This window comes from uncultured Brevundimonas sp. (assembly GCF_937863155.1).
In the GTDB taxonomy this organism is placed as follows: Bacteria; Pseudomonadota; Alphaproteobacteria; order Caulobacterales; family Caulobacteraceae; genus Brevundimonas.
Genome location: NZ_CALMFB010000005.1, coordinates 25,250 through 45,846 on the forward strand (window position 1 = coordinate 25,250; position 20,597 = coordinate 45,846).

Annotated in this window: 28 protein-coding genes and 1 pseudogene; 20 read left to right on the forward strand and 9 right to left on the reverse strand. The window is 67.6% G+C overall.

Annotation, left to right across the window (positions count from 1 at the left end):
• The first annotated feature begins 5 nt into the window (after positions 1-5).
• The 3 genes from Q0581_RS00450 (at position 6) to Q0581_RS00460 (ending at position 2,865) form a co-directional block, all read left to right on the forward strand.
• Positions 6-767: an alpha/beta fold hydrolase gene (locus Q0581_RS00450; protein ID WP_298696289.1), complete on the forward strand. Its 762-nt coding sequence runs from the start codon at positions 6-8 to the stop codon at positions 765-767.
• A gap of 103 nt (positions 768-870) precedes the next feature.
• On the forward strand, positions 871-1,695 hold the full coding sequence (locus Q0581_RS00455) for an alpha/beta fold hydrolase (RefSeq protein WP_298696291.1): 825 nt from the start codon (positions 871-873) through the stop codon (positions 1,693-1,695).
• A 9-nt stretch (positions 1,696-1,704) separates the two neighbouring features.
• Positions 1,705-2,865, forward strand: a complete 1,161-nt coding sequence (locus Q0581_RS00460; protein ID WP_298696293.1) for a cystathionine gamma-synthase — start codon at positions 1,705-1,707, stop codon at positions 2,863-2,865.
• Positions 2,866-2,871: 6 nt separating this feature from the next.
• Here Q0581_RS00460 and Q0581_RS00465 read toward each other — a convergent pair whose 3' ends face one another.
• The 7 genes from Q0581_RS00465 to Q0581_RS00495 form a co-directional block, all read right to left on the reverse strand.
• Positions 2,872-3,135 (reverse strand): hypothetical protein, encoded by a 264-nt coding sequence (locus Q0581_RS00465; protein WP_298696295.1) that lies wholly within the window; start codon positions 3,133-3,135, stop codon positions 2,872-2,874.
• A 271-nt stretch (positions 3,136-3,406) separates the two neighbouring features.
• Entirely contained in the window at positions 3,407-3,619 is a 213-nt protein-coding gene (locus Q0581_RS00470) for a cold-shock protein (protein ID WP_298696303.1), read from the reverse strand.
• 245 nt (positions 3,620-3,864) lie between these two features.
• Complete coding sequence (locus Q0581_RS00475; RefSeq protein ID WP_298696304.1) at positions 3,865-4,077, reverse strand: cold-shock protein; 213 nt, start codon at positions 4,075-4,077, stop codon at positions 3,865-3,867.
• Positions 4,078-4,246: 169 nt separating this feature from the next.
• Positions 4,247-4,459: a hypothetical protein gene (locus Q0581_RS00480; RefSeq protein ID WP_298696305.1), complete on the reverse strand. Its 213-nt coding sequence runs from the start codon at positions 4,457-4,459 to the stop codon at positions 4,247-4,249.
• A gap of 44 nt (positions 4,460-4,503) precedes the next feature.
• Positions 4,504-5,187 carry a hypothetical protein gene (locus tag Q0581_RS00485; RefSeq protein WP_298696306.1) on the reverse strand — a complete coding sequence of 228 codons (684 nt, stop codon included), beginning with the start codon at positions 5,185-5,187 and terminating at the stop codon, positions 4,504-4,506.
• A 32-nt stretch (positions 5,188-5,219) separates the two neighbouring features.
• Positions 5,220-6,167 carry a nitronate monooxygenase gene (locus Q0581_RS00490; protein ID WP_298696307.1) on the reverse strand — a complete coding sequence of 316 codons (948 nt, stop codon included), beginning with the start codon at positions 6,165-6,167 and terminating at the stop codon, positions 5,220-5,222.
• 106 nt (positions 6,168-6,273) lie between these two features.
• Positions 6,274-6,627, reverse strand: a complete 354-nt coding sequence (locus Q0581_RS00495; RefSeq protein ID WP_298696320.1) for an endonuclease domain-containing protein — start codon at positions 6,625-6,627, stop codon at positions 6,274-6,276.
• A 101-nt stretch (positions 6,628-6,728) separates the two neighbouring features.
• Here Q0581_RS00495 and queF point away from each other — a divergent pair, with 101 nt between their 5' ends.
• Together queF and Q0581_RS00505 are read left to right on the forward strand one after the other, a co-directional pair.
• Entirely contained in the window at positions 6,729-7,190 is a 462-nt protein-coding gene (gene queF, locus Q0581_RS00500; protein ID WP_298696321.1) for a preQ(1) synthase, read from the forward strand.
• A gap of 66 nt (positions 7,191-7,256) precedes the next feature.
• A complete protein-coding gene (locus Q0581_RS00505; protein WP_298696323.1) occupies positions 7,257-8,120 on the forward strand; it encodes a DUF817 domain-containing protein in 864 nt (287 codons plus the stop codon).
• Here Q0581_RS00505 and Q0581_RS00510 read toward each other — a convergent pair.
• Positions 8,104-8,706, reverse strand: coding sequence for a nitroreductase (locus tag Q0581_RS00510; RefSeq protein ID WP_298696325.1), 603 nt, complete (start codon positions 8,704-8,706; stop codon positions 8,104-8,106). The two genes, Q0581_RS00505 and Q0581_RS00510, sit on opposite strands and share 17 nt — an antisense overlap.
• Positions 8,707-8,752: 46 nt before the next feature.
• Between Q0581_RS00510 and Q0581_RS00515 the strand changes: the two genes are divergently transcribed.
• The 7 genes and pseudogenes from Q0581_RS00515 (at position 8,753) to Q0581_RS00545 (ending at position 13,575) form a co-directional block, all read left to right on the forward strand.
• Complete coding sequence (locus Q0581_RS00515) at positions 8,753-9,394, forward strand: NUDIX hydrolase (protein WP_298696327.1); 642 nt, start codon at positions 8,753-8,755, stop codon at positions 9,392-9,394.
• A 23-nt stretch (positions 9,395-9,417) separates the two neighbouring features.
• Positions 9,418-10,239 carry a serine O-acetyltransferase gene (cysE, locus tag Q0581_RS00520; RefSeq protein ID WP_298696329.1) on the forward strand — a complete coding sequence of 274 codons (822 nt, stop codon included), beginning with the start codon at positions 9,418-9,420 and terminating at the stop codon, positions 10,237-10,239.
• 101 nt (positions 10,240-10,340) lie between these two features.
• A pseudogene (locus Q0581_RS00525) lies at positions 10,341-10,694 on the forward strand (endonuclease domain-containing protein).
• A 123-nt stretch (positions 10,695-10,817) separates the two neighbouring features.
• Positions 10,818-11,027, forward strand: coding sequence for a DUF3126 family protein (locus tag Q0581_RS00530; protein ID WP_298696331.1), 210 nt, complete (start codon positions 10,818-10,820; stop codon positions 11,025-11,027).
• A gap of 26 nt (positions 11,028-11,053) precedes the next feature.
• Entirely contained in the window at positions 11,054-11,962 is a 909-nt protein-coding gene (gene mmsB, locus Q0581_RS00535; protein WP_298696333.1) for a 3-hydroxyisobutyrate dehydrogenase, read from the forward strand.
• Positions 11,963-12,159: 197 nt separating this feature from the next.
• Entirely contained in the window at positions 12,160-13,386 is a 1,227-nt protein-coding gene (hemA, locus tag Q0581_RS00540) for a 5-aminolevulinate synthase (protein ID WP_298696335.1), read from the forward strand.
• Entirely contained in the window at positions 13,387-13,575 is a 189-nt protein-coding gene (locus Q0581_RS00545; protein WP_298696337.1) for a hypothetical protein, read from the forward strand.
• Here Q0581_RS00545 and Q0581_RS00550 read toward each other — a convergent pair.
• Entirely contained in the window at positions 13,565-14,329 is a 765-nt protein-coding gene (locus Q0581_RS00550) for an IPTL-CTERM sorting domain-containing protein (RefSeq protein WP_298696339.1), read from the reverse strand. The genes Q0581_RS00545 and Q0581_RS00550 overlap by 11 nt on opposite strands.
• A gap of 216 nt (positions 14,330-14,545) precedes the next feature.
• On the opposite strand from Q0581_RS00550, the gene glyA reads away from it, so the two are divergent.
• From glyA to thiL, 8 genes are read left to right on the forward strand one after another with little or no spacing between them, the layout of a single operon-like run.
• Entirely contained in the window at positions 14,546-15,790 is a 1,245-nt protein-coding gene (gene glyA / locus Q0581_RS00555; protein WP_298696396.1) for a serine hydroxymethyltransferase, read from the forward strand.
• Between the two features lie 7 nt (positions 15,791-15,797).
• A complete protein-coding gene (gene nrdR, locus Q0581_RS00560; protein ID WP_298696341.1) occupies positions 15,798-16,256 on the forward strand; it encodes a transcriptional regulator NrdR in 459 nt (152 codons plus the stop codon).
• The gene (ribD, locus tag Q0581_RS00565; RefSeq protein ID WP_298696344.1) at positions 16,256-16,900 is read left to right on the forward strand and encodes a bifunctional diaminohydroxyphosphoribosylaminopyrimidine deaminase/5-amino-6-(5-phosphoribosylamino)uracil reductase RibD; all 645 of its coding nucleotides are present in this window, start codon (positions 16,256-16,258) and stop codon (positions 16,898-16,900) included. Before nrdR ends, ribD begins: the two co-directional genes overlap by 1 nt.
• On the forward strand, positions 16,901-17,494 hold the full coding sequence (locus tag Q0581_RS00570; RefSeq protein ID WP_298696347.1) for a riboflavin synthase: 594 nt from the start codon (positions 16,901-16,903) through the stop codon (positions 17,492-17,494).
• A complete protein-coding gene (gene ribB, locus Q0581_RS00575; protein WP_298696348.1) occupies positions 17,491-18,624 on the forward strand; it encodes a 3,4-dihydroxy-2-butanone-4-phosphate synthase in 1,134 nt (377 codons plus the stop codon). Before Q0581_RS00570 ends, ribB begins: the two co-directional genes overlap by 4 nt.
• Complete coding sequence (gene ribH, locus Q0581_RS00580) at positions 18,621-19,097, forward strand: 6,7-dimethyl-8-ribityllumazine synthase (RefSeq protein ID WP_298696398.1); 477 nt, start codon at positions 18,621-18,623, stop codon at positions 19,095-19,097. Before ribB ends, ribH begins: the two co-directional genes overlap by 4 nt.
• The gene (nusB, locus tag Q0581_RS00585) at positions 19,094-19,609 is read left to right on the forward strand and encodes a transcription antitermination factor NusB (protein WP_298696351.1); all 516 of its coding nucleotides are present in this window, start codon (positions 19,094-19,096) and stop codon (positions 19,607-19,609) included. The genes ribH and nusB overlap by 4 nt, the downstream gene beginning before the upstream one ends.
• Positions 19,596-20,585 (forward strand): thiamine-phosphate kinase, encoded by a 990-nt coding sequence (gene thiL / locus Q0581_RS00590; protein ID WP_298696353.1) that lies wholly within the window; start codon positions 19,596-19,598, stop codon positions 20,583-20,585. The genes nusB and thiL overlap by 14 nt, the downstream gene beginning before the upstream one ends.
• The last annotated feature ends 12 nt before the right edge of the window (positions 20,586-20,597 follow it).

Here is a 20,597-nt window from a genome sequence, read left to right on the forward strand (position 1 = left end):
GCGTCATGCAGGCGCCGCTGAACCGCAGGCAGGGGTTGGGGCTAGGGCTGGGGCTGGGCCTCTCCTCGGCCGGGGCGGCGCTCGCCGGTCCAGTCTGGACGCAGGACGCCGGAACGCTTGAGGGTGTCCGCCGCGGCAGTTACCGCAGTCGCGACCGTGACCTGGGCGCACTTGTCGCCACGCCGACGGTGACCGATGGGCCGATGAGCGGCGCGGCGCTTGTTCTGTTGCATGGGGCCGGGGGCATTCGCCGCGACTTCGGCAATTTCTACGGCAACGCCCGACGCCTGGCGGCCCAGGGCTACACGGTCGTCATGCCCGACTATTTCGGCGACATCGATGGCGGGCGCGGGTCGAACGATCCTGAACGCTGGGCGGATGCGGTCAGGGACGCCGCTTTGTGGACCGCCACCCTGCGCGGCGTCGATCCGGCGCGTGTCGGGGCCATGGGCTATTCGCGCGGCGGCTATCTGGCCGGCGAGGTGGCCGTGCGCGAGGCGGGTATCAGGGCCGTGGTCGGTGTCTGTTCGGCCGGCAATGTCGCGGCGAGGCGTATGGTGCGAAAGCCGCCGGTCCTGCTGATCTACGCCGCCGACGATCCGGTCGTGCCTGCGGTGCGCACCCGCCGCTGGGCCAATGTGCTCGAGCGGGCCGGGATCACGGTCGAAACCCATGTCATCGACGTGCGCCGACACGGCTTCTTCGAAGGCGAATGGGCCGATATTTTCGAGCGTTCGGATGATTTCCTGAGGCGATCTATGACCTAGCGGGCGTGTTGTACGTCCCGGCTGGAAATGTGGCGAAAATGTGCTTTCTTACGACTTCGCATTCGGGGATTCTGGGTGCGCAGGCGTTGGAAAGGTGTGTCTTATGCGAACGCATGCAGCGTGGGTGGCGGGTGCAGCGATCATGCTGGGCGGTGCGCAAGAGGCGCCGGGGATTGTCGTGTCGGCGGCTCCGGCCGCGCCGCCGACGGCGGATCGACCCAATGGCGACTATTATCCCGACGCCATGGTCTGCCCGGACGATGTGCCGGTGAACGCCCGGCGCGGCACCATGAAGATCCCCAGCAACAACCGCCAGGTGGACGCCATGGTCTATACGCCGCGCGAGGGGCGCAACACGGCGGTGATCGTGATGCTGCATGACGCCCGCGGCCTGCGACCCACCTTGCCGGGGTTCGATCCGCGCGCCCTGCAGTTGGCCAGTCGTGGATATGTGGTTGTCATGCCTCAATATTACGACGCCACCAGTGGCGAACGTGAGCGGGATCGACGCAACATCGACCGCTGGCGCGACGTGGCCGACGATGTGGTGAGCAGCGTCGCCGAATTCGCCGGGGTGGATCGCAGCAAGGTCGGCGTATGGGGCGTATCGCTGGGCGGTTGGTTGGCGGCGGAAGGCGCCATGCGCAACGAAAGCCTGCGGTCGGCGGTGGCGGTCTCGGCCGGTGCGGACGTGGCGCCCGCGCGGACGTTCAGGCGCCAGGTTCCGATCCTGATGATCAACGCCGACGGCGATCCGATGATCTCCGCCAAATCGGCCCAGGAGTTCGCCGCCGACCTGACCCGGCGGGGCGCGGAGATCGAATCCGAGACGCTGGACAGCGACCAGCATTTCTTTGAACAGCCTCTGTGGTGCCAGACGTTCACCGCCTCGCGGGAATTCTTCGACCGGACGCTTCTGGCGCCCTAAAAGGCGGCCATGTCGATCAAGAACGCCCAGGGATTCTCCACCCGCGCCATCCACGCCGGTCAACGGCCCGACCCCACGACCGGGGCGGTGATGACGCCCATCTACGCCACCTCGACCTACGCCCAGGAAAGCCCGGGCGTGAACAAGGGGTATGAATATGCGCGCGGCAAGAACCCGACGCGCGAGGCGTTCGAGGCTTGTATCGCCGACCTGGAGGGCGGAACCCACGGCTTTGGTTTCGCCAGCGGCATGGCGGCGACGTCCACGGCGCTGGAGCTGCTGGACGCCGGGTCGCACATCGTCACCGGCGACGACCTGTATGGCGGCACCTGGCGGCTGTTCGAGCGGGTTCGGCGCCGGTCGATGGGTCTGGACTTCAGCTATGTCGATCTCAGCGACCTGAACGCCGTCGAGGCGGCGATCACCGACAAGACCCGCATGCTGTGGGTCGAGACGCCGACCAATCCCCTGATGAAGCTGGCCGACATCGCGGCCCTATCGAAACTGGCCAAGGCGAAGGGGCTGATCCTGGTGGTCGACAACACCTTCGCCACCCCCTTCTGCCAGCAGCCGATCGGCCTGGGCGCCGACATCGTCATGCATTCGGCGACCAAATATCTGAACGGCCATTCCGACGTCATCGGCGGGGTTCTGGTGACCGCAAACCCCGATCTGGCGCCCCAGATCAAGTTTCTGCAGAACTCGGTCGGTGGGGTGATGGGGCCGTTCGACGCCTTCCTGGTCAACCGGGGGCTGAAGACCCTGGCTCTGCGGATGCAGGCGCATTGCGCCAACGCCCTGGCCGTCGCGCGCTGGCTGGAGGACCGCAAGGGCGTCGCCCGCGTCGTCTATCCCGGCCTGGTCGCCCATCCCCAGCACGACCTGGCCGCGCGTCAGATGACGGGCGGGTTCGGCGGCATGGTGACGGTGCTGATCGACGGCGACCTGTCGCGCACCAAACAGGTGCTGGAGCGGGTGCAGGTCTTCACCCTGGCGGAGTCTTTGGGTGGGGTCGAAAGCCTGGTCAACCACCCGGCCATCATGACCCATGCCAGCGTGCCCAAGGATGTGCGCGAGGCGGGCGGCGTCACCGACAACCTGATCCGCCTGTCGGTCGGGGTCGAAAACGTCGAAGACCTGATCGCCGACCTGGATCAGGCGCTGGGCTGAAACAGGCTAAAGCGTCTTCGCGTCGGGCAGGGCGGTCTGGTGTCCGGTGACGGGCGCGACCTTCTTTTTCGGCGCGGGCCGGGCCTTCTTCACAGGTTTGGGGGCGGCTGAGGCCCGTGCGGCGTTCTCCGCATCGATCAACGGAATGATATCCGCCGCCTTTTCCATCTGCACCGGCGAACCCGTTTCGGTCAGGCGGACGGCGTTGAGCCGCAGCGCCTTCAGATCGGCGTCGGTCATGGCGGGGATCATTTCGGCCAGGGGCGTCATCCGGCATTCTCCATGCGGAAAGGCCTCAGGGCCGGCGCGCAAGGCGCCAGCCCTTCAGCTGATTGAAAGCGATTTCAGCGACGATCCTGTCGCCCAGCAATGTCACTTCGGTCTGGCGCCCCAGTGAGGGCAGGACCGTGATGAGATGGCCGTTGTCCAGCCGAACACGTCGACCGCCCAGCGGCAGCAGGCCGGTGACGACGCCTTCAAAGGCGATGCCGTCACTGACGCTATGAACAGGATCGTTCGTATTGGCCGCGGGAGGCTTGTCCTACTCCACGGCCTTGAGACGCCCGGCGGATTCCTTGCCCGACCGCGGATCGCGCTCGACCTCATAGGCGATCTTCTGGTTTTCGCTCAGGGCGCCGAAGTCCGAGACTTCCAGGGCGGAGGCGTGGACGAAGACATCCTTGCCGCCGTCATCCGGTTGGATGAATCCATAACCCTTGGTCGAATTGTACCATTTCACAGTGCCGGTCGCCATTCTCAGGACCTCCGTTAGCAGTTGACCGCCGGAGAAAGTCCGGGATCGGCCTGTCGGGTCTGAATGGGATCGGCTTGGGACCTCGGTGCGCGATGCAAAGGGCAGCAGCGTTTCGCAGAGAGATCGACACTACACAGGTGGGGTCTGTGAGGGGCTTCGGCAAGGCCCTCGCCGGAAAACGAAAACGGCGGCGAAGGCATCGCCCTCGCCGCCGTTCCAGATCACATCGCCGAAGCGACGGGCGATCAGCCCTCGGTCTTCAGTTGACCGGCCGATTCCTTGCCCGAGCGACGGTCAGTTTCGATCTCGTACGAGATCTTCTGGTTCTCATCCAGGCCGCGCAGGCCGGCGGCTTCCACCGCCGAGATGTGGACGAAGACGTCCTTGCCGCCGTCGTCCGGCTGGATGAAGCCGTAACCCTTGGTGGAGTTGAACCATTTCACAGTGCCGGTAGCCATATCAGGACCTCCATTGGCGTTGGCCGCAGGGAAAGAGCCCCTGTGGCGGAATGTCGGTTCTGGTGGAGCAGCTTGGACCTCGGTGCGCAGTGCGAAAGGTGCAGGCGTTACGCATAGAGATCGACATCTTCATTCTGAACCAGGTTTGCGCCTGGCGCAAGGCGCAGCCTCAGTCAGATGAGATGGGCGGCAGGGTCGGTGCATAGTGCTGCTGGCACAGCGCCCTGAGCGCCCGGGTCACGGACTGACCGTACAGGCTTTCCTGAACGCGCTCATACCCTTCGGCGGACAGGCGTTGGCGGATTTCGGTGACCGAACGACAGCCGCCGTGGCGGGCCAGCTGATAGGCGCGTTCGATGGTCGTGGGGCGATGACTGCTCATGACCCTAGATGGGGGAGGTCGTGCCGCGTTGCGATGGCCGCCGCTCAGAAGCCGAAGCTGATCGCGGCCACCACGGCGTCGGCATAGCGCGGATCGTTCGACGGCCCGTCCGTTCCGTACCAGCGCACGTCCAGCGCGGCGCGACGGTTGATGGCCCAGCTCATGCCGGCGTTATAGCCGGTGTAGTCGATGGCCCCGTCCTGTTCGCGGCGGCCGATGGCGGCGCTGGCCGAGACGGTTTCATTGAAGTCCCACCCCGCCTGGGCCTCGACCCAGGTCCAGGCCTTCACCGCGCCCGTGCCATCGGGCGAATGCTGCAGCTGCAGACGCGCGCGCGCCGGTCCGATGGAGCGCGACAGATTGGCCGTGAACTCCCAGGCCTCGGCGTCCGCGCCCGGATTAGCGTCCAGTTGCCATTTGTGCGCGATGTTCAGGTCCAGGTCGAAGCCCGCGATCTGGGGCCGCACACCGAAGCCCAGTTCGCCTTCGGTGTCCGAACCGTTGGACTGGATCCCCTCCAGCCCGCCTTGGGCATAGAAGAAGCCGCTGTCGTTTTCCCATTCGGCGCTGGCCCAGACGAACTCCTGGCCCATGGATTTGGACGCGGCCTTGGACCGGTTGTCGGTGCCGGCCCCGAAGCCGAAATTCCAGCGGCCCGGGGCGTCCTGCGCCAGGGCGGGCGTGGCCAGAAGCGCGATCAGGGCGGCGGTCGTCAGGGTGCGGATCATGTCCCCGCTTTGCCTTGAACCTATGGCGAAGTCTAGGCGGGCGAGCTCGGGGCGAAGGCGTCCGCCGCCGCGAAGCCGGCCACGGCCTGCGCATATTCCTCGCGCATGCGGGCGACCAGGTCGTGCGTGGTCGGAATATCGTGCACGGCGCCCGAACCCTGGCCGGCGGACCACACGGTTTTCCAGGCCTTGGCCTCTTCGCCCATGTCCAGCTTGTGTTCGGGCAGGGTCTTGGGGTCGATTCCGTTGGCCAGCAGCGAGGGGGTCAGGAAGTTGGCCGGAATGCCCGAAACGGCGGGAGTGTAGGTGATGTCGGCCGATCCGGCCTCGACGATCATCTGCTTGTATTCGGCCTGGGCGGCGCTCTCGGCCGTATTGATGAAGCGGGTGCCCATATAGGCGAAGTCGGCGCCCATCATCCGCGTCGCCGCCACGTCGCGCCCGGTCGACAGACAGCCCGACAGAATGATGGTCCCGTCGAAGAAGCCGCGCACTTCCTCGACCAGGGCGAAGGGATTGACCACCCCTGCATGGCCTCCGGCGCCTGCGGCGACCAGGATCAGGCCGTCGACCCCTGCCTGGGCCGCCTTTTTGGCGTGACGCACATTGGCGATGTCGTGGAACACGACCCCGCCATAGCCGTGCACCGCATCCACCAGATCGCGCACTGCCCCCAGCGAGGTGATCACCAGCGGAACCTGCTCGGCCACCGTCACCTCCAGGTCCGCCATCAGCCGGGTATTGGTCGGGTGGACGATGTGATTGACGCCGAACGCCGCCGCATCCGCCGTGCGCCGCGCCTTGATCTGTTGCAGCCAGTCCCGATAGCCCTCGGTCGTGCGCTGGTTCAGCGACGGAAAGGTGCCGATCACCCCGGCGTTGCAGCATTCGACCACCAGATCAGGCCCGGAGACCAGGAACATGGGGGCGGCGATGACCGGCAGTTTCAGGCCGGCTTGCAGCGAGGCGGGAATGGCCACGGGCGTCTCCTGGGTTTTGTTTCGCTACGCTTAGCGGGCTGACGATGCGGAAGGCAACGAAATCCTCCCCCGCCGGGGGAGGGGGACCGCGAAGCGGTGGAGGGGGCTAACCCCGCACTCGGCGCCGGATGCGTTGCAACACATCCTCCAGATCCTCCAGCACATCGCGCGCCGCGATCCGCATGACCGCGACGTCGTTTCGATGCAGCCATTCGGTGCGGCGTTCATCGTGCGCCGCGGCGTCAGGATGCTCGTGGCCCTGACCGTCGATCTCGACCGCAAGCCGGGCGTCCTCGCAGTAGAAATCAAGGATGTAGGGCCCGAGGGGATGCTGCCGTCGAAACCGCACATCATCCATGCGGCGGCCACGGATGGCGTTCCACACCAGAACCTCAGGCAGGGTCATCTTGCGCCGCAGGCTGCGGGCCTTGGCTACGGTCGCCTTTGGCGCATAGGTCACTGACGCTCGGGCATGTGGCTGGCCCCCTCCACCACTTCGCGGTCCCCCTCCCCCGATGGGGGAGGATTTTAAAGCGCGCCGCAAGCGCCTAAATGGCCCCTATGACCACCGACACTTCCGGCCTTTCCCAGCTCGGCGCCCAGACGGCCCAGCCGACCAGTCCCGAAACCGCCGTGCTTGAGCGCGTGCCCAATCCGCATGCCGACAGCCTGTATGTCGCGCGCTTCACCGTGCCCGAGTTCACCAGCCTGTGCCCCGTGACGGGCCAGCCGGATTTCGCCCATATCGTCATCGACTATGTGCCCGGCGACTGGCTGGTCGAATCCAAGTCGCTGAAGCTGTATCTGACCGCGTTCCGCAACCATGGCGCCTTCCACGAGGACTGCACCGTGGCCATCGGCAAGCGGCTGGCTGATCTGCTGGCCCCCAAATGGCTGCGGATCGGCGGCTACTGGTATCCGCGCGGCGGCATCCCCATCGACGTCTTCTGGCAGACGGGCGCGCCGCTGGACGGCGTCTGGCTGCCGGATCAGGGCGTGCCCACCTATCGCGGCCGGGGCTGAGGCGTCCCGAAAAACCTCATCTCGACCTCATGATTTGACGGCGTCGCGCGGCCTAAGGGCTGGGGCATGACCGTTGATCGCCTTCCGCTGGAAACCCTGGGCCGGGCCTGGCTGGCGCGGCTTCAGGCCCGCGCCGACCGCGCCGCCTGGTCGCGCCATGCCTTCGAGTTCCTGATGTTTGGGCTGAAGCAGGCCTGGGCCTGTCTGTTCGGCGGGGCGATGCTGGCCTTGCTGGTGGGCACGCACCTGCTGTGGCCCGACCGTGCGCCCGTCGCCCGTTATGACGCCCTGGTGCTGGGCGCCGTCGCCCTTCAGGCGGCCATGCTGGCGCTGCGGCTGGAGAGCTGGGAGGAGGCGCGGGTCATCTTCCTGTTCCACATCGCCGGCACGGTGATGGAGCTGTTCAAGACCGCGCACGGATCGTGGATCTATCCCGAGGCGTCGGTGCTGCGGATCGGGGACGTGCCGCTGTTCTCGGGCTTCATGTATGCGGCGGTCGGCAGCTATATCGCGCGGGTCCAGCGCATCTTCCACATCCGGGTGCGGGCCTATCCGCCGCTGTGGACCACCTGGATTCTGGCCGGCGCCATCTACGTCAACTTCTTCGCTCACCACTGGCTGCCGGACGTGCGGCTGGCGCTGTTCGCGGCGACGGCGGCGCTGTTCGCGCGGGCGCGCTTCTGGTTCACGGCCGATCGGGCGCGGCGGTCGATGCCGATCCTTCTGGGCTATGGCCTGGTAGCCCTGTTCATCTGGTTCGCCGAGAACCTGGCCACGTTCGCGCGGGCCTGGACCTATCCCGACCAGGCGGCGGGGTGGGAGATGGTGTCGCTGGCCAAGCTGGGCAGCTGGTTCCTGCTGATGATCGTGTCGGTGGTTCTGGTGTCCATCGTCCACCGGCCGCAGCCTGAGATCAGCCCAGCCGCGTGACCTTGCCCGCCATGTCGGGACGCGGCCGTTCCAGCGGCGGCTCGGTCAGGGTTCCGATATGGATGAAGCCGGCGATCCGTTCGCCGTCTCTGACCCCGAACAGAGCCGTGGCCTGGGGGTCATAGCTGTACCAGTCGGTGATCCAGCTGGCGCTGTAGCCCAGCGCGCCTGCCGCGTGTTCCAGGTTCATGCACACCGCCCCGGTGGACAGTTCCTGTTCCCACACCGGCACCTTGTGGCCGGCGATCGGGGCCGAGATCACCAGAACCGTCACCGGCGGCGCCGTCAGCTTGACCAGAACCTTGGCCGCCTTGCCCGGATCGGGCTGTTGCTGCGCCAGGGGCGTCAGGGCCTGGGCGATGCGGTCGCGGGCGTCGGGCGACAGGATCACGAACCGCCACGGAAACAGCTTGCCATGGTCCGGCGTGCGCGCGCCCAGGTGCAGGATGTCGTTCAGCTCGGCCTCCGACGGGCCGGGCGCGATCAGGCTTTGCGCCGGGGCCGAACGGCGGGTCGCCAGTCGGTCGCGCCACTGGGGCGACGGAACGGGAAGGGGCAGGGCGGCGCCCAGAACATCATCGGCCATGCGCCTAGCTAGGATTTGCCGGGGCGCGGCGCCATAGGTGCGGGCGATGAGCCAGGATGAAAACGAACCCCAGAACGACCCGCCGTGGGCCGAGGGCGTGACCCGGCCGCCGCCGTGGACGGATGCGGGCGGCCGCACCGTCTATGAGAACCCCTGGCTGCGCCTGACCGAACACAACGCCACGGCCCCGACCGGGGCGCCCGCCCTCTATGCTGTTCTGCGGCCCCGGAACCTGGCGGTCGGCGTCCTGCCGATCCACGATGACGGGACCGTGACCCTGGTGGGTCAGTCGCGCTTCGCCTGCGCCGACTTTTCGTGGGAGATGCCCGAAGGCGGCGCGCCCTTCGATGAAGACCCGCTGGAGGGCATACGGCGCGAACTGGCCGAGGAGGCCGGGCTGAAGGCCGATCATTGGCTGGAGGTGCTGCAGATGCAGATGTCCAACTCGGTGACCGACGAACGGGCCGTGGCCTGGTTGTGCTGGGGCCTGTCGCCCGCGCCGGTCGCGCCGGACCCGACCGAGGTGATCGTGACCGCCCGGACCCCCTTCATGACCCTGATCGACGCCATCGGCCGGGGCCAGGTGCAGGACGCCTTCACCGTGGCGACGGCGCTGCGGGCCTACCATATGGCGCGTGAAAGCCTGCTGCCGGGCTGGCTGGCCCATGTCATGCTGCACCGGCTATGATGGCGCCGAACGAAAGGACGCCCATGACCCGACTGGAAGTCGTCGCCGCGCGTGAAGACGTCTGGGGCCAGCTGCGGGCCTCGGCCGAGGCGGCCGCGCGCGACGAGCCGGGCCTGGCGTCCCAGATGAACGCCGTCATCCTGGCCCACGCGGATCTGGCCGGCGCCCTCAGCTTCCAGATCGGGCGCAAGCTGGGAGACGCCGAACTGGGCGCCATGACGGTGCGTGAAGTGTGTCTGGAGGCCTATGAGGCCGATCCGGCCATCGTCGCGGCGGCCGAGGCCGACCTGGCCGCCGTGGCCGAGCGCGACCCGGCCATCCGCTCGCTGTTGCAGCCGTTTCTGTATTTCAAGGGCTTCCAGGCGCTTCAGGCCTATCGCGTGGCGCACTGGCTGTGGACGCGCGGACGCGAGACCCTGGCCCTGCATTTCCAGAGCCGGATGTCCGAACTGTTCCAGGTCGACATCCACCCCGGCGCCCGCATGGGGTCGGGCCTGTTCCTGGACCACGGCACCGGCATCGTCATCGGCGAAACGGCGGTGGTGGGCGACGAAGTGTCCATGCTGCACGCTGTCACCCTGGGCGGCACCGGGGCCGAACGCGGCGATCGCCACCCCAAGATCGGCCGCGGCGTCCTGCTGGGCGCGGGGGCCAAGGTGCTGGGCAACATCACGGTCGGCGACTACGCCAAGGTGGCCTCCGGTTCGGTGGTGCTGAAGCCGGTGCCCGCAGGCTGCACGGTGGCGGGGGTTCCGGCCCGGCTGGTCAACTGCCCGACCGAGGCGGCCCCGGCGCGGACCATGGACCATACGCTGGCCGACATCGTCTATGATTTCGTGATCTGAGCCTCGCAAATCCTCCCCCATCGGGGGAGGGGGACCGCGACCCGAAGGGCGGCGCGTAGCAGTCAAGCGGTGGAGGGGGCTGGCTGGATGCTGGATCGCCCGTGACCTACGCCCCCAAACCAACCGTCGCCAAGGCTCGCAAGCTCCGCCGCAAGCTGACCTTGCCGGAAGTCCTCGTCTGGACCGCGCTGCGAGGTCGGCGCCTGGATGGCGTTCGCTTCCGTCGCCAACATCCTGTGGGGCCCTACATTCTCGATTTCTACTGCTAGGACGCGCGCCTGGCGGTCGAGATCGATGGTCAGGGACACGAGCATCCCGACGCCTTCGCGCACGATGAGCGACGGACCGCGTGGCTGAACCAGCATGGCGTATCGGTCATGCGTATTGCGGCCAGAGATGTATTGGACGATCTCGAAGACGTGCTGGCGCGCATCCTGCGGCGTGCTCGCGCTTAGCCCCCTCCACCGCCTGCGGCGGTCCCCCTCCCCCGATGGGGGAGGATTTCCATCGGGGCTTTCAAACCCGACCCGACCTCACTAGGGTCCGCGCCCAATTCACCATCCTGACGAGGCCGCCCCGTGACCGAAGCCGACATCAAGCGCGTCGAGACGCATCTGAAGCGCACCTTCAACCATGGCGGTCTGAAGCTGAAGGCCCGCAAACAGGCCGATTCCGCCGAGGTCTATGTCGATGACGAATTCATCGGCGTGGTGTTCGAAGACGAGGACGAGGCCGGCTCCTACATGTTCGAAATGGCCATTCTGGCGGAAGACCTGCCCCAGGCCTGAAGACCGAACGCACCGGAGACGCCGTCATGACCGCGCAACGCATCGCCTTCATCGGGCTGGGCAATATGGGCGGCGGCATGGCCGCCAACCAGGCCAAGGCGGGCCGACAGGTCATGGCCTTCGACCTGTCGCAGGACGCCATGGATCGCGCCGTGGCGGCCGGCTGCACCGCCGCGGCTTCGGTGGCCGAGGCGGTCAAGGATGCGGATATCATCATCACCATGCTGCCGGCCGGGCCGCATGTGATGAAGGTCTATTCCGAACAGATCATCGGCGCGGCGCCGACCAGCGCGCTGCTGCTGGACTGTTCGACCATCGATGTGGACACGGCGCGCGCCGTGGCTGGCCGGGCGCGCGAGGCGGGCTACGCCTTCGCCGACGCGCCGGTGTCGGGCGGCACCATGGCGGCGGACGCCGGGACGCTGGCCTTCATGGTCGGCTGCGACGAAGACCAGTTCGCCCGCATCGAGGCGGCGCTGGCGCCCATGAGCCGCGCCACCTTCCGCGCCGGCGACCATGGCGCGGGTCAGGCGGCCAAGATCTGCAACAACATGATCCTGGGCATCACCATGCTGGGGACGTGCGAGGCGATCGGCCTGGCCGAGAAGCTGGGCCTGGACCCGGTCAAGATGTTCGACATCGTGGCCAAGTCGTCGGGCCAGTCTTGGTCGGTGACCACCTATTATCCCTGGCCCGGCCCGGTGCCGACGGCGCCTTCGAATCGCAACTACGACGGCGGGTTCGCCGCCGCCATGATGCTGAAGGATCTGAAGCTGGCCCAGGACGCGGCGGCCAAGGCCGGCGCCAGCACCCCCCTGGGCGCCCAGACCGAGGCCCTGTTCCAGATGTTCAACGGCCTGGGTTACGGCGGCCGCGACTTCTCGGCCATCCTGCAGATGCTGCGCGGGAAACTGGACGAACTGCCCCAGGGTTGAGACGCGCTGAGGCGCGCCGTTCGGCGTTAACTCTCAATCCATGGTTGTGGTCGACTCTGGCTGAGTCGCATTAGCGACGCTGTTGAGAGTCGTTATCAATTAGGGGGTTGCGACCTTTTCTCCCCGTCCTGAATGTGGACTTTCCGGGCGCGGGGGCGCATAGGCCGGGCCAGCATCATCGAGGGACGAAAACGGCCTTGTTCGACTATCGCGCCGCGTTCGAAAGCGCCGTAGAGCAGGTGAAGGGGGAGGGGCGCTATCGCGTCTTCGCCGACCTGAAGCGCGTGGCCGGTCAGTTCCCGGTGGCCCGCCGTCGCCGCGCGGACGGCACCGAGCAAGACGTGGTCGTCTGGTGCTCGAACGATTACCTCGGCATGGGCCAGCATCCGGCCGTTCTGGACGCCATGACGGCCGAGATCGCCGCGACCGGCGCCGGCGCCGGCGGCACGCGCAACATCTCGGGCACCACCCGTTCGGCCGTGGACCTGGAGGCCGAGCTGGCGTCCTGGCACGGCAAGGAAGCGGCCCTGCTGTTCACCTCGGGCTATGTGGCCAATGAGGCGACGCTGACGACGCTGCAGCGCATCCTGCCGGGCCTGATCATCTTTTCCGACAGTCTGAACCATGCCTCGATGATCGCGGGCATTCGCAACGGCGGGTGCGAGCGGCACATCTTCGCGCACAACGATCTGACGCACCTTGAGGCGCTGCTGGCCGACGCCCCGGCCGATGCGCCCAAGCTGATCGCCTTCGAGAGCGTCTATTCCATGGACGGCGACATCGCCGACCTGAAGGGCACCCTCGCCCTGGCGCGCAAATACGGCGCCCTGACCTATCTGGACGAGGTTCACGCCGTGGGCCTGTACGGCGAAACCGGCGCCGGCGTGGCCGAGCGCGATGGCGTGCTGGACCAGATCGACATCATCGAATGCACCCTGGGCAAGGCCATCGGCGTCATGGGCGGATACATCGCGGCTGACGCCGTGATCGTGGACGCGGTGCGGTCTTGGGCCGCGGGCTTCATCTTCACCACCAGCCTGCCGCCCGCCCTGACCGCCGGCGCCCTGGCCTCGGTGCGGCATCTGAAGACCCATCCCGAACTGCGCGCCGCCCATCAGGAGCGCGCCGCCACCCTGAAGCGCCTGTTCGCCGAGGCGGGCATTCCGGTGATGGACAGCGAAAGCCACATCGTGCCGGTGCGCGTGGGCAACCCGGTCCACTGCAAGATGATCTCGGACATGCTGCTGGAAGACCACGGCGTCTATGTCCAGCCGATCAACTATCCCACCGTGCCCAAGGGGACCGAGCGGCTTCGCTTCACCCCGTCGCCCAACCACACCGACGCCATGATGGCCGATCTGGTGGCGGCGATGGACCGGCTGTGGACCCACTGCAATGTGGCGCGTCGCCCGGCGGCGGCGTGATTGGCCGCGCCTGACCCGGAACTGGGCGAGGTTCTGTTCGAACTGACCCGTAACGGGCCCTATCTGAAATGTTCGGCCATCCACGCCGCGACGGGGATCGAGGTGTCGGCCCTGGGTCCGGCGAACCAGCCCGAGGCCCTGAAGCGCGTGGCCATCGCCAAGCTGAAGCGGGCGCTGCTCAGCCGTTGATTTGACGGCGGTGGTGCAGGTGCATGACGGCGCCCATCGCCAGAAGCCCACCGAACAGGATCATCGCCCATTCGCTCAGGGTCGGCACCGTGGGGACGGGCGGCGGCGGCGGCGTCAGGGACACGGTGACGCTGGCCGCGCTGGCGAATGAAACCCCATCCGCGGGCCCACCCGAGGCGTTCAGGCAGCCGGCGCCGAAGGTGCCGCCCGTAGGGTTGCCGAACCCATCCTCGGCGTTGTCGCCCCGCACCTGGCAGATGGCGTTGCTCAACACATTGACCGGCGTGGCTCCGACACTCGTGAACCAGATCGAAGAGACGCGCGCAGCGGGGTTGGCGGGGGCGCTTACGGGATAAGACCCGGGCGTGTTGACCCGATCGAACTTGAACTCGAATCCGATGATTTCGCCGGCGGCGTTGGTGTCGACCTTGGCGGTGTTGATATAGACCGTGTTGTACAGATCCGCTTCGGTATAGGTGCGCTGGCCATCGTTGATGGTGAAGGTGTTGATGCCGAAGCTGACGTCATAGCCGATCTCGTTCGGCGGCGGCGCGCCGGCCAGTTCAAACTGGCCGCTCAGCTTATGGGCCGTCGTATAGACACGCGAGCAATCCCCCGCCGGACAGACCACCGCCGTCGAATTGGACGCCGTCGAATAGGGCGCGCTGTCGATATAGTAGGTGACGGCCTGAGCCGCCGCCTGATTGGCGAACAGACCAAGGGCCAGGGCCAGCCCCAGAACGACACGCTTCATGATTCTCTCCCCGCAAGCCGTGCAGTTTAGGGAGGTATCCTCCAAGGGCAAAAACTTCGGTCGCGAAATTGGATCGGATTCCAAAATCACGGACTTGCCACAAGATGTTGTGGTCAGCTCGGGTGCAGCGTAGACAGGACGGCGTTTTCGTCGCCCTCTCTAGTTTCGGAATCGCCCGTGACCGCCTTCACCCACACCGACTATTTCTCGAAACCTCTGGCCGAGGCCGATCCCGACATCTTCGGCGGCATCCAGGGTGAACTGGGCCGCCAGCGCGAGCAGATCGAGCTGATCGCGTCCGAGAACATCGTCTCGCGCGCGGTGCTGGAGGCGCAAGGCAGCGTCCTGACCAACAAATACGCCGAGGGCTATCCGGGCCGTCGCTATTACGGCGGCTGCGAATACGTCGATGTGACCGAGGATCTGGCGCGCGAGCGGGCCAAGGCGCTGTTCGGCGCCGCCTTCGCCAACGTCCAGCCGCACTCGGGCGCCCAGGCCAATCAGGCGGTGTTTTTCAGCCTGCTGCAGCCGGGGGATACTTTCCTGGGCATGGACCTGGCCTGCGGCGGCCACCTGACCCACGGCAGTCCGGCGAACCAGTCGGGAAAATGGTTCCGGCCCGTCACCTATAAGGTTAGAGAAGACGATCATCTGATTGATTATGATCACGTCGCCGAGATGGCCGAGCGCGAGAAGCCCAGGCTGATCCTGGCCGGCGCCTCCGCCTATTCCCGCCACATCGACTTCAAGCGGTTCCGCGAGATCGCCGACAGCGTGGGCGCCTATCTGATGGTGGACATGGCCCACTATGCCGGGCTGATCGCCGGCGGCGTCTATCCCGACCCCGTGCCCCACGCCCACGTCGTGACCACCACCACCCACAAGACCCTGCGCGGGCCGCGCGGCGGCATGGTGCTGACCAATGACGGCGACATCGCCAAGAAGATCAACTCGGCCGTCTTCCCCGGCCTGCAGGGCGGGCCGCTGGAACACGTCATCGCCGCCAAGGCCGTGGCCTTCGGCGAGGCGCTGAAGCCCGAGTTCAAGGCCTATGCGAAACAGGTGGTGGCCAACGCCCGCGCCCTGTCGGCGGTGCTGGTGGATCGGGGCCTGGCCATCGTCTCGGGCGGCACCGACAGCCATCTGATGCTGGTCGATCTGCGGCCCAAGGGCGTGACGGGCAAGGCGACGGAGATCGAGCTGGAGCACGCTCTGATGACCTGCAACAAGAACGGGGTGCCGTTCGACACCGCGCCCTTCACCGTCACCTCGGGCGTGCGTCTGGGAACCCCGGCGGGCACCACGCGCGGCTTTGGCGAGGCCGAGTTCCAGCAGGTCGGCCACTGGATCGCCGACGTGATCGACAGCATGAAGGGCGGCGATCAGGCCGACGTCGGGGTCAAGGCGCGCGTGGCGGACGAGGTGCGTCAGTTGACGGCGCGCTTCCCGATCTACGGATAAGCCGCTGATGAAATGCCCTTTCTGCGGAAATGTGGACACCCAGGTGAAGGACAGCCGCCCGTCCGACGATGGCGCGGCCATCCGGCGTCGGCGGTCGTGCGCGGCCTGCAACGGGCGTTTCACCACCTTCGAGCGGGTGCAGCTGCGTGAACTGGTCATCCTGAAGCGCAACGGCCGCCGCACCCCGTTCGACCGCGACAAGCTGGAGCGGTCCCTGGGCGTGGCCCTGCGCAAGCGGCCGGTCCAGCCGGACCAGGTCGAGCAGATGGTCAACCGCATCGTCCGCCAGCTGGAAAGCCTGGGCGAGACCGAGATCCCCTCCAGCGTCGTCGGCGACTTCATCATGAAGGCGCTGAAGGGCGTCGATGAAGTGGCCTACGTCCGCTACGCCTCGGTCTACAAGGACTTCCGCCACACCAGCGACTTCGCGAAATTCCTCGGCGACGAGGGTCTGGACGAGGGCTGATGCGCCCGCCAGACCGCCCGCATGTGACGCTGAAACTGGCCACCTCGCTGGACGGCCGCATCGCCACGGCGACGGGCGAGAGCCAATGGATCACCGGCGACGCCGCGCGCGAACAGGGCCACCGTCTGCGCGCCGTCCACGACGCCATCCTGGTCGGGGTCGAGACGGTGCTGGCGGACGACCCGGAGCTGACCGTGCGACTTCCTTCACCTATTGCGGGGGGAAGGCAACCGTTGCGGGTCGTTATGGACAGCCGCCTGCGCACGCCACCATCCGCCCGGATCGCGGCCGCCAACACCCTGATCCTGACCGCCGCCGATCCGCGCTTTGTCGGCGGGGCGCAAGTGCAGCAGGTGGCGGCCGAGAACGGTCGTCCGGCCATCAGCGCCGTTCTGGCCGCCCTGTCCGAGCGTGGCGTCCGTTCGCTGCTGATCGAGGGGGGCGGGCAGGTGGCGGCGTCGTTTCTGGAGGCGGGCGCCGTGGACGCCATCGAATGGTTCCGCGCGCCGATCCTGCTGGGCGGGCAGGGGCGTCCGGGCGTCGCCGCCCTGGCCCTTGCCCGGCTTTCCGACGCGCCGCGCTTTCGCAGGCTTGCGGTTCAGCCCCTGGGTGACGACCTGTGGGAGCGATACGAGAGGCTCTGAATGTTCACCGGCATCGTCACCGACATCGGCAGGGTGCGCCGCGTCGCCGAAACGGCGCGCGACCGCCGCTATGAGATCGAGACCGCCTGGGACACGGCCGGCATCGACCTGGGCGCCTCGGTCAGCCACGCCGGCTGCTGCCTGACCGTCACGGAAAAAGGCCCCGGCTGGTTCGCGGTCGAGGTGTCGGGCGAAACCCTGTCGAAGACCACCCTGGGCGGCTGGCGCGCGGGCGATCCGGTCAATCTGGAGCGGGCGGCGCGGCTGGGCGACGAAATGGGCGGCCATGTCGTCTCGGGCCATGTCGACGGAATGGGCCAGGTGGTGTCGGTGACGCCGGACGGCGGCTCGCACCGCATCGTCATCGCCGCGCCGCCGCCGCTGCATCGCTATATCGCGTCCAAGGGGTCGATCACGGTCGATGGGGTCTCCCTGACGGTGAACGCCGTCGACGGCGTGGAATTCGGCCTGAACATCATCCCCCACACCTGGACGGCCACGACCCTGGGCCGGTTGAAGGCGGGGGATTTCGTCAATCTGGAAATCGACATGCTGGCGCGATACCTCGCGCGGTGGCAGGAGACGGCGGCATGAACCTGGCGGCCAATATGAATGACAGTCCGATCAGCCCGATCGAGGACATCCTGGAGGACGCCCGCAACGGGCGGCCCTACATCCTGGTCGACGCCGAGGATCGCGAGAACGAGGGCGACGTCATTATCCCGGCCCAGTTCGCGACGCCGGACCAGATCAACTTCATGGCCAAGCATGCGCGCGGCCTGATCTGCCTGGCCATCACGGCTGATCGCGCGCGCCAGCTGCGTCTGCCGCCCATGGCCGCCGAGAACCGCACCAGCATGGGCACGGCCTTCACCGTCTCGATCGAGGCCAAGGAGGGCGTGACCACCGGCATCAGCGCCGCCGACCGCGCCCGCACGGTTCAGGTGGCGGTCGATCCGAACCGCGGCGCCGACGACATCGTTTCGCCCGGCCACGTCTTCCCCCTGGTCGCGCGCGACGGCGGGGTCCTGGTCCGCACCGGCCACACCGAGGCGGCCGTGGACATCAGCCGCATGGCCGGCCTGACGCCCGCCGGGGTGATCTGCGAGATCATGAATGACGACGGCACCATGGCCCGGATGCCCGACCTGGTCGCCTTCGCCCAGCTGCACGGGCTGAAGATCGGCACCATCGCCGATCTGATCGCCTATCGCCGCCGCACCGAACGGTTCGTCGAGCGGGTGCTGGAGACGCCGTTCGACAGCGTCCACGGCGGCCCCTTCCGCCTGATGGTGTTCAGGAACGCCATCGAGGGGGTCGAGCATGTCGCCCTGGTCAAGGGCCGGATCGAGCCGGGCAAGCCGGTGCTGGTGCGGATGCATCAGGTCGACTTCGCCGCCGACCTCCTGGGTCATGTCGAGGCGCGGCAGGACTATTTGCCCAAGGCGCTGAAGGCGATCAGCGATCACAACGGCGCGGGCGTGGCGGTCTTCCTGCGCGACCCCGAACTGGCGGGCCTGGCCGAGCGTCTGGCCGGCGGGGCCAAGCCGGCGGCCGTGGATCGCTCGCTTAAGGCCTATGGCGTCGGCGCCCAGATCCTGCTGGACCTGGGGGTGCGCGACATGATCGTGATGAGTTCGACGCGCCCCAATCCGACCGCGCTGGAAGGCTATGGCCTGCGCATCGTCGGCTGGCGCGACATGGACGGAGAAGACCAATTCTGATCGACGGCCCCCGTATTCTGATCGTCGAGGCGCGGTTCTATGACGCCCTGGCCGACGCCCTGCTGGAAGGGGCCAAGGACGCCCTGCGCGCGCGCGGCGCGGTCTTCGACGTCATCACCGTGCCCGGCGCGCTGGAGATTCCACCGGCCATCGCCCTGGCCGAGGAGGCCGGTCGCTATCCGACCGCCCCGCGCTATGACGGCTATGTCGCGCTGGGCTGCGTGATCCGGGGCGAGACCTATCATTTCGAGATCGTGTCGGATCAGTCGGCGGCCGGCGTCATGCAGCTGGGCCTGAAGGGGCTGTGCATCGGCAATGGCGTGCTGACGGTGGAAGACGAAGCCCAGGCCTGGGCGCGCGCCCGGATTAGCGAGGGCGACAAGGGCGGCGGCGCGGCCCGCGCCTGTCTGGACCTGATCGCATTGAAGAAACGCCTGCGCCTCGGCCTGGCGTCGGAAGGACAGACGGCGTGAGCGACCCCAACAGCCTGCAATCGGTGATGGCCCATCTGGCCGGCAAGACGGACGAAGCGCCGCTTAGCGGCAAGCAGCGCCGCGCCCGCACCATCGCGCGGCTGGCCGCCGTTCAGGCCCTGTATCAGATGGAGCTGGCCGGCGAGGGGGTCGAGACGGTCATCGAGGAATTCTCGCGCCACCGTTTCGACGGCGACATCGAAGGCCAGATGTTGGCCGAGGCGGATGAAGACTATTTCGCCCAGATCGTGCGCGGCGTGGTCACCGGCCAGGTGGCCATCGACGGGGCGGTGAAGGCCCGGCTGGCGTCCAACTGGCGGCTGGAGCGTCTGGACGCCACCCTGCGCGCCCTGCTGCGCTGCGGAGCGTGGGAACTGCGCGACCGGCCCGACACCCCGCGCGAGGTGGTGATCGACGAATATGTCGAACTGGCCAAGGCCTTCTTCGACGAGGCCGAGGCGAAATTCGTCAACGCCGCCCTGGACGGCGTCGCCCGCGATGCCCGCGGTTGACGTCGCCGGAGAGTTCGAGACCATCCACCGCCTGCTGAAGCCGCTGGCGCATCCCGACTGGGCGCGCGGCCTGGTCGATGATGCGGCGGTTCTGCCGTCACGGCCCGGTTTCGATCTGGTCCTGACCAAGGACGCCATCATTGAAGGCGTGCATTTCCTGGCCGACGATCCGCTGGACACCGTGGCCCAGAAGCTGTTGCGGGTGAATCTGTCGGACCTGGCGGCCAAGGGGGCCGAGCCGTTCGGCTATCTGCTGGCCTGTCATTGGTCCGAACGCTGCGGCTGGCCGGAGCGCAAGGCCTTCGCCGAGGGGCTGAAGGCCGATCAGGCCGAGTTCGGCGTCTGGCTGATGGGCGGCGACACGGTGAACACGCCCGGCCCGCTGAGTTTCAGCCTGACGGCCCTGGGCTGGGTTCCCAAGGGGCGGGCTGTGTCGCGCGCCGGCGCACGGCCCGGCGATCTGGTGTTCGTGACCGGGACCATAGGCGACGGCGCCCTGGGCCTGATGGCGGCGCAGGGCGGGCTGACGCTGGAGCCGGAACGGCTGGACGCCCTGATCGCCCACTATCGCGCGCCGCGCCCGCGGGTCGAGTTCGCGGAGGCCGTGCGCGATCTGGCCACCGCCTGCGCCGACGTGTCGGACGGCCTGATCGCCGACGCCGGCCGGATCGCCCAGGCCAGTGGCGTCGGCCTGATGCTGGACCTTGAGAAGACGCCCCTGTCGGCGGCGGGTGCGGTGTGGTTCGACGGCCGGGTGGACCCTGAGGCGGCGCTGGTGCGCCTGGCCACGGGCGGTGATGACTATGAGCTGGTGCTGACGGCGCCGCCCCGGGCCGAGGGGGCGTTACGGGCGGCGGCCGAGGCTCGGCATCTGCGCCTGACGCGGATTGGAGAGGTTACCGGCGGGTCCGAGGTCGTCGCGACCTATCTGCGCCAGCCGGTGGCGATCGACAGCGCCGGCTGGACCCACGACTGACCCCGGCCCGCA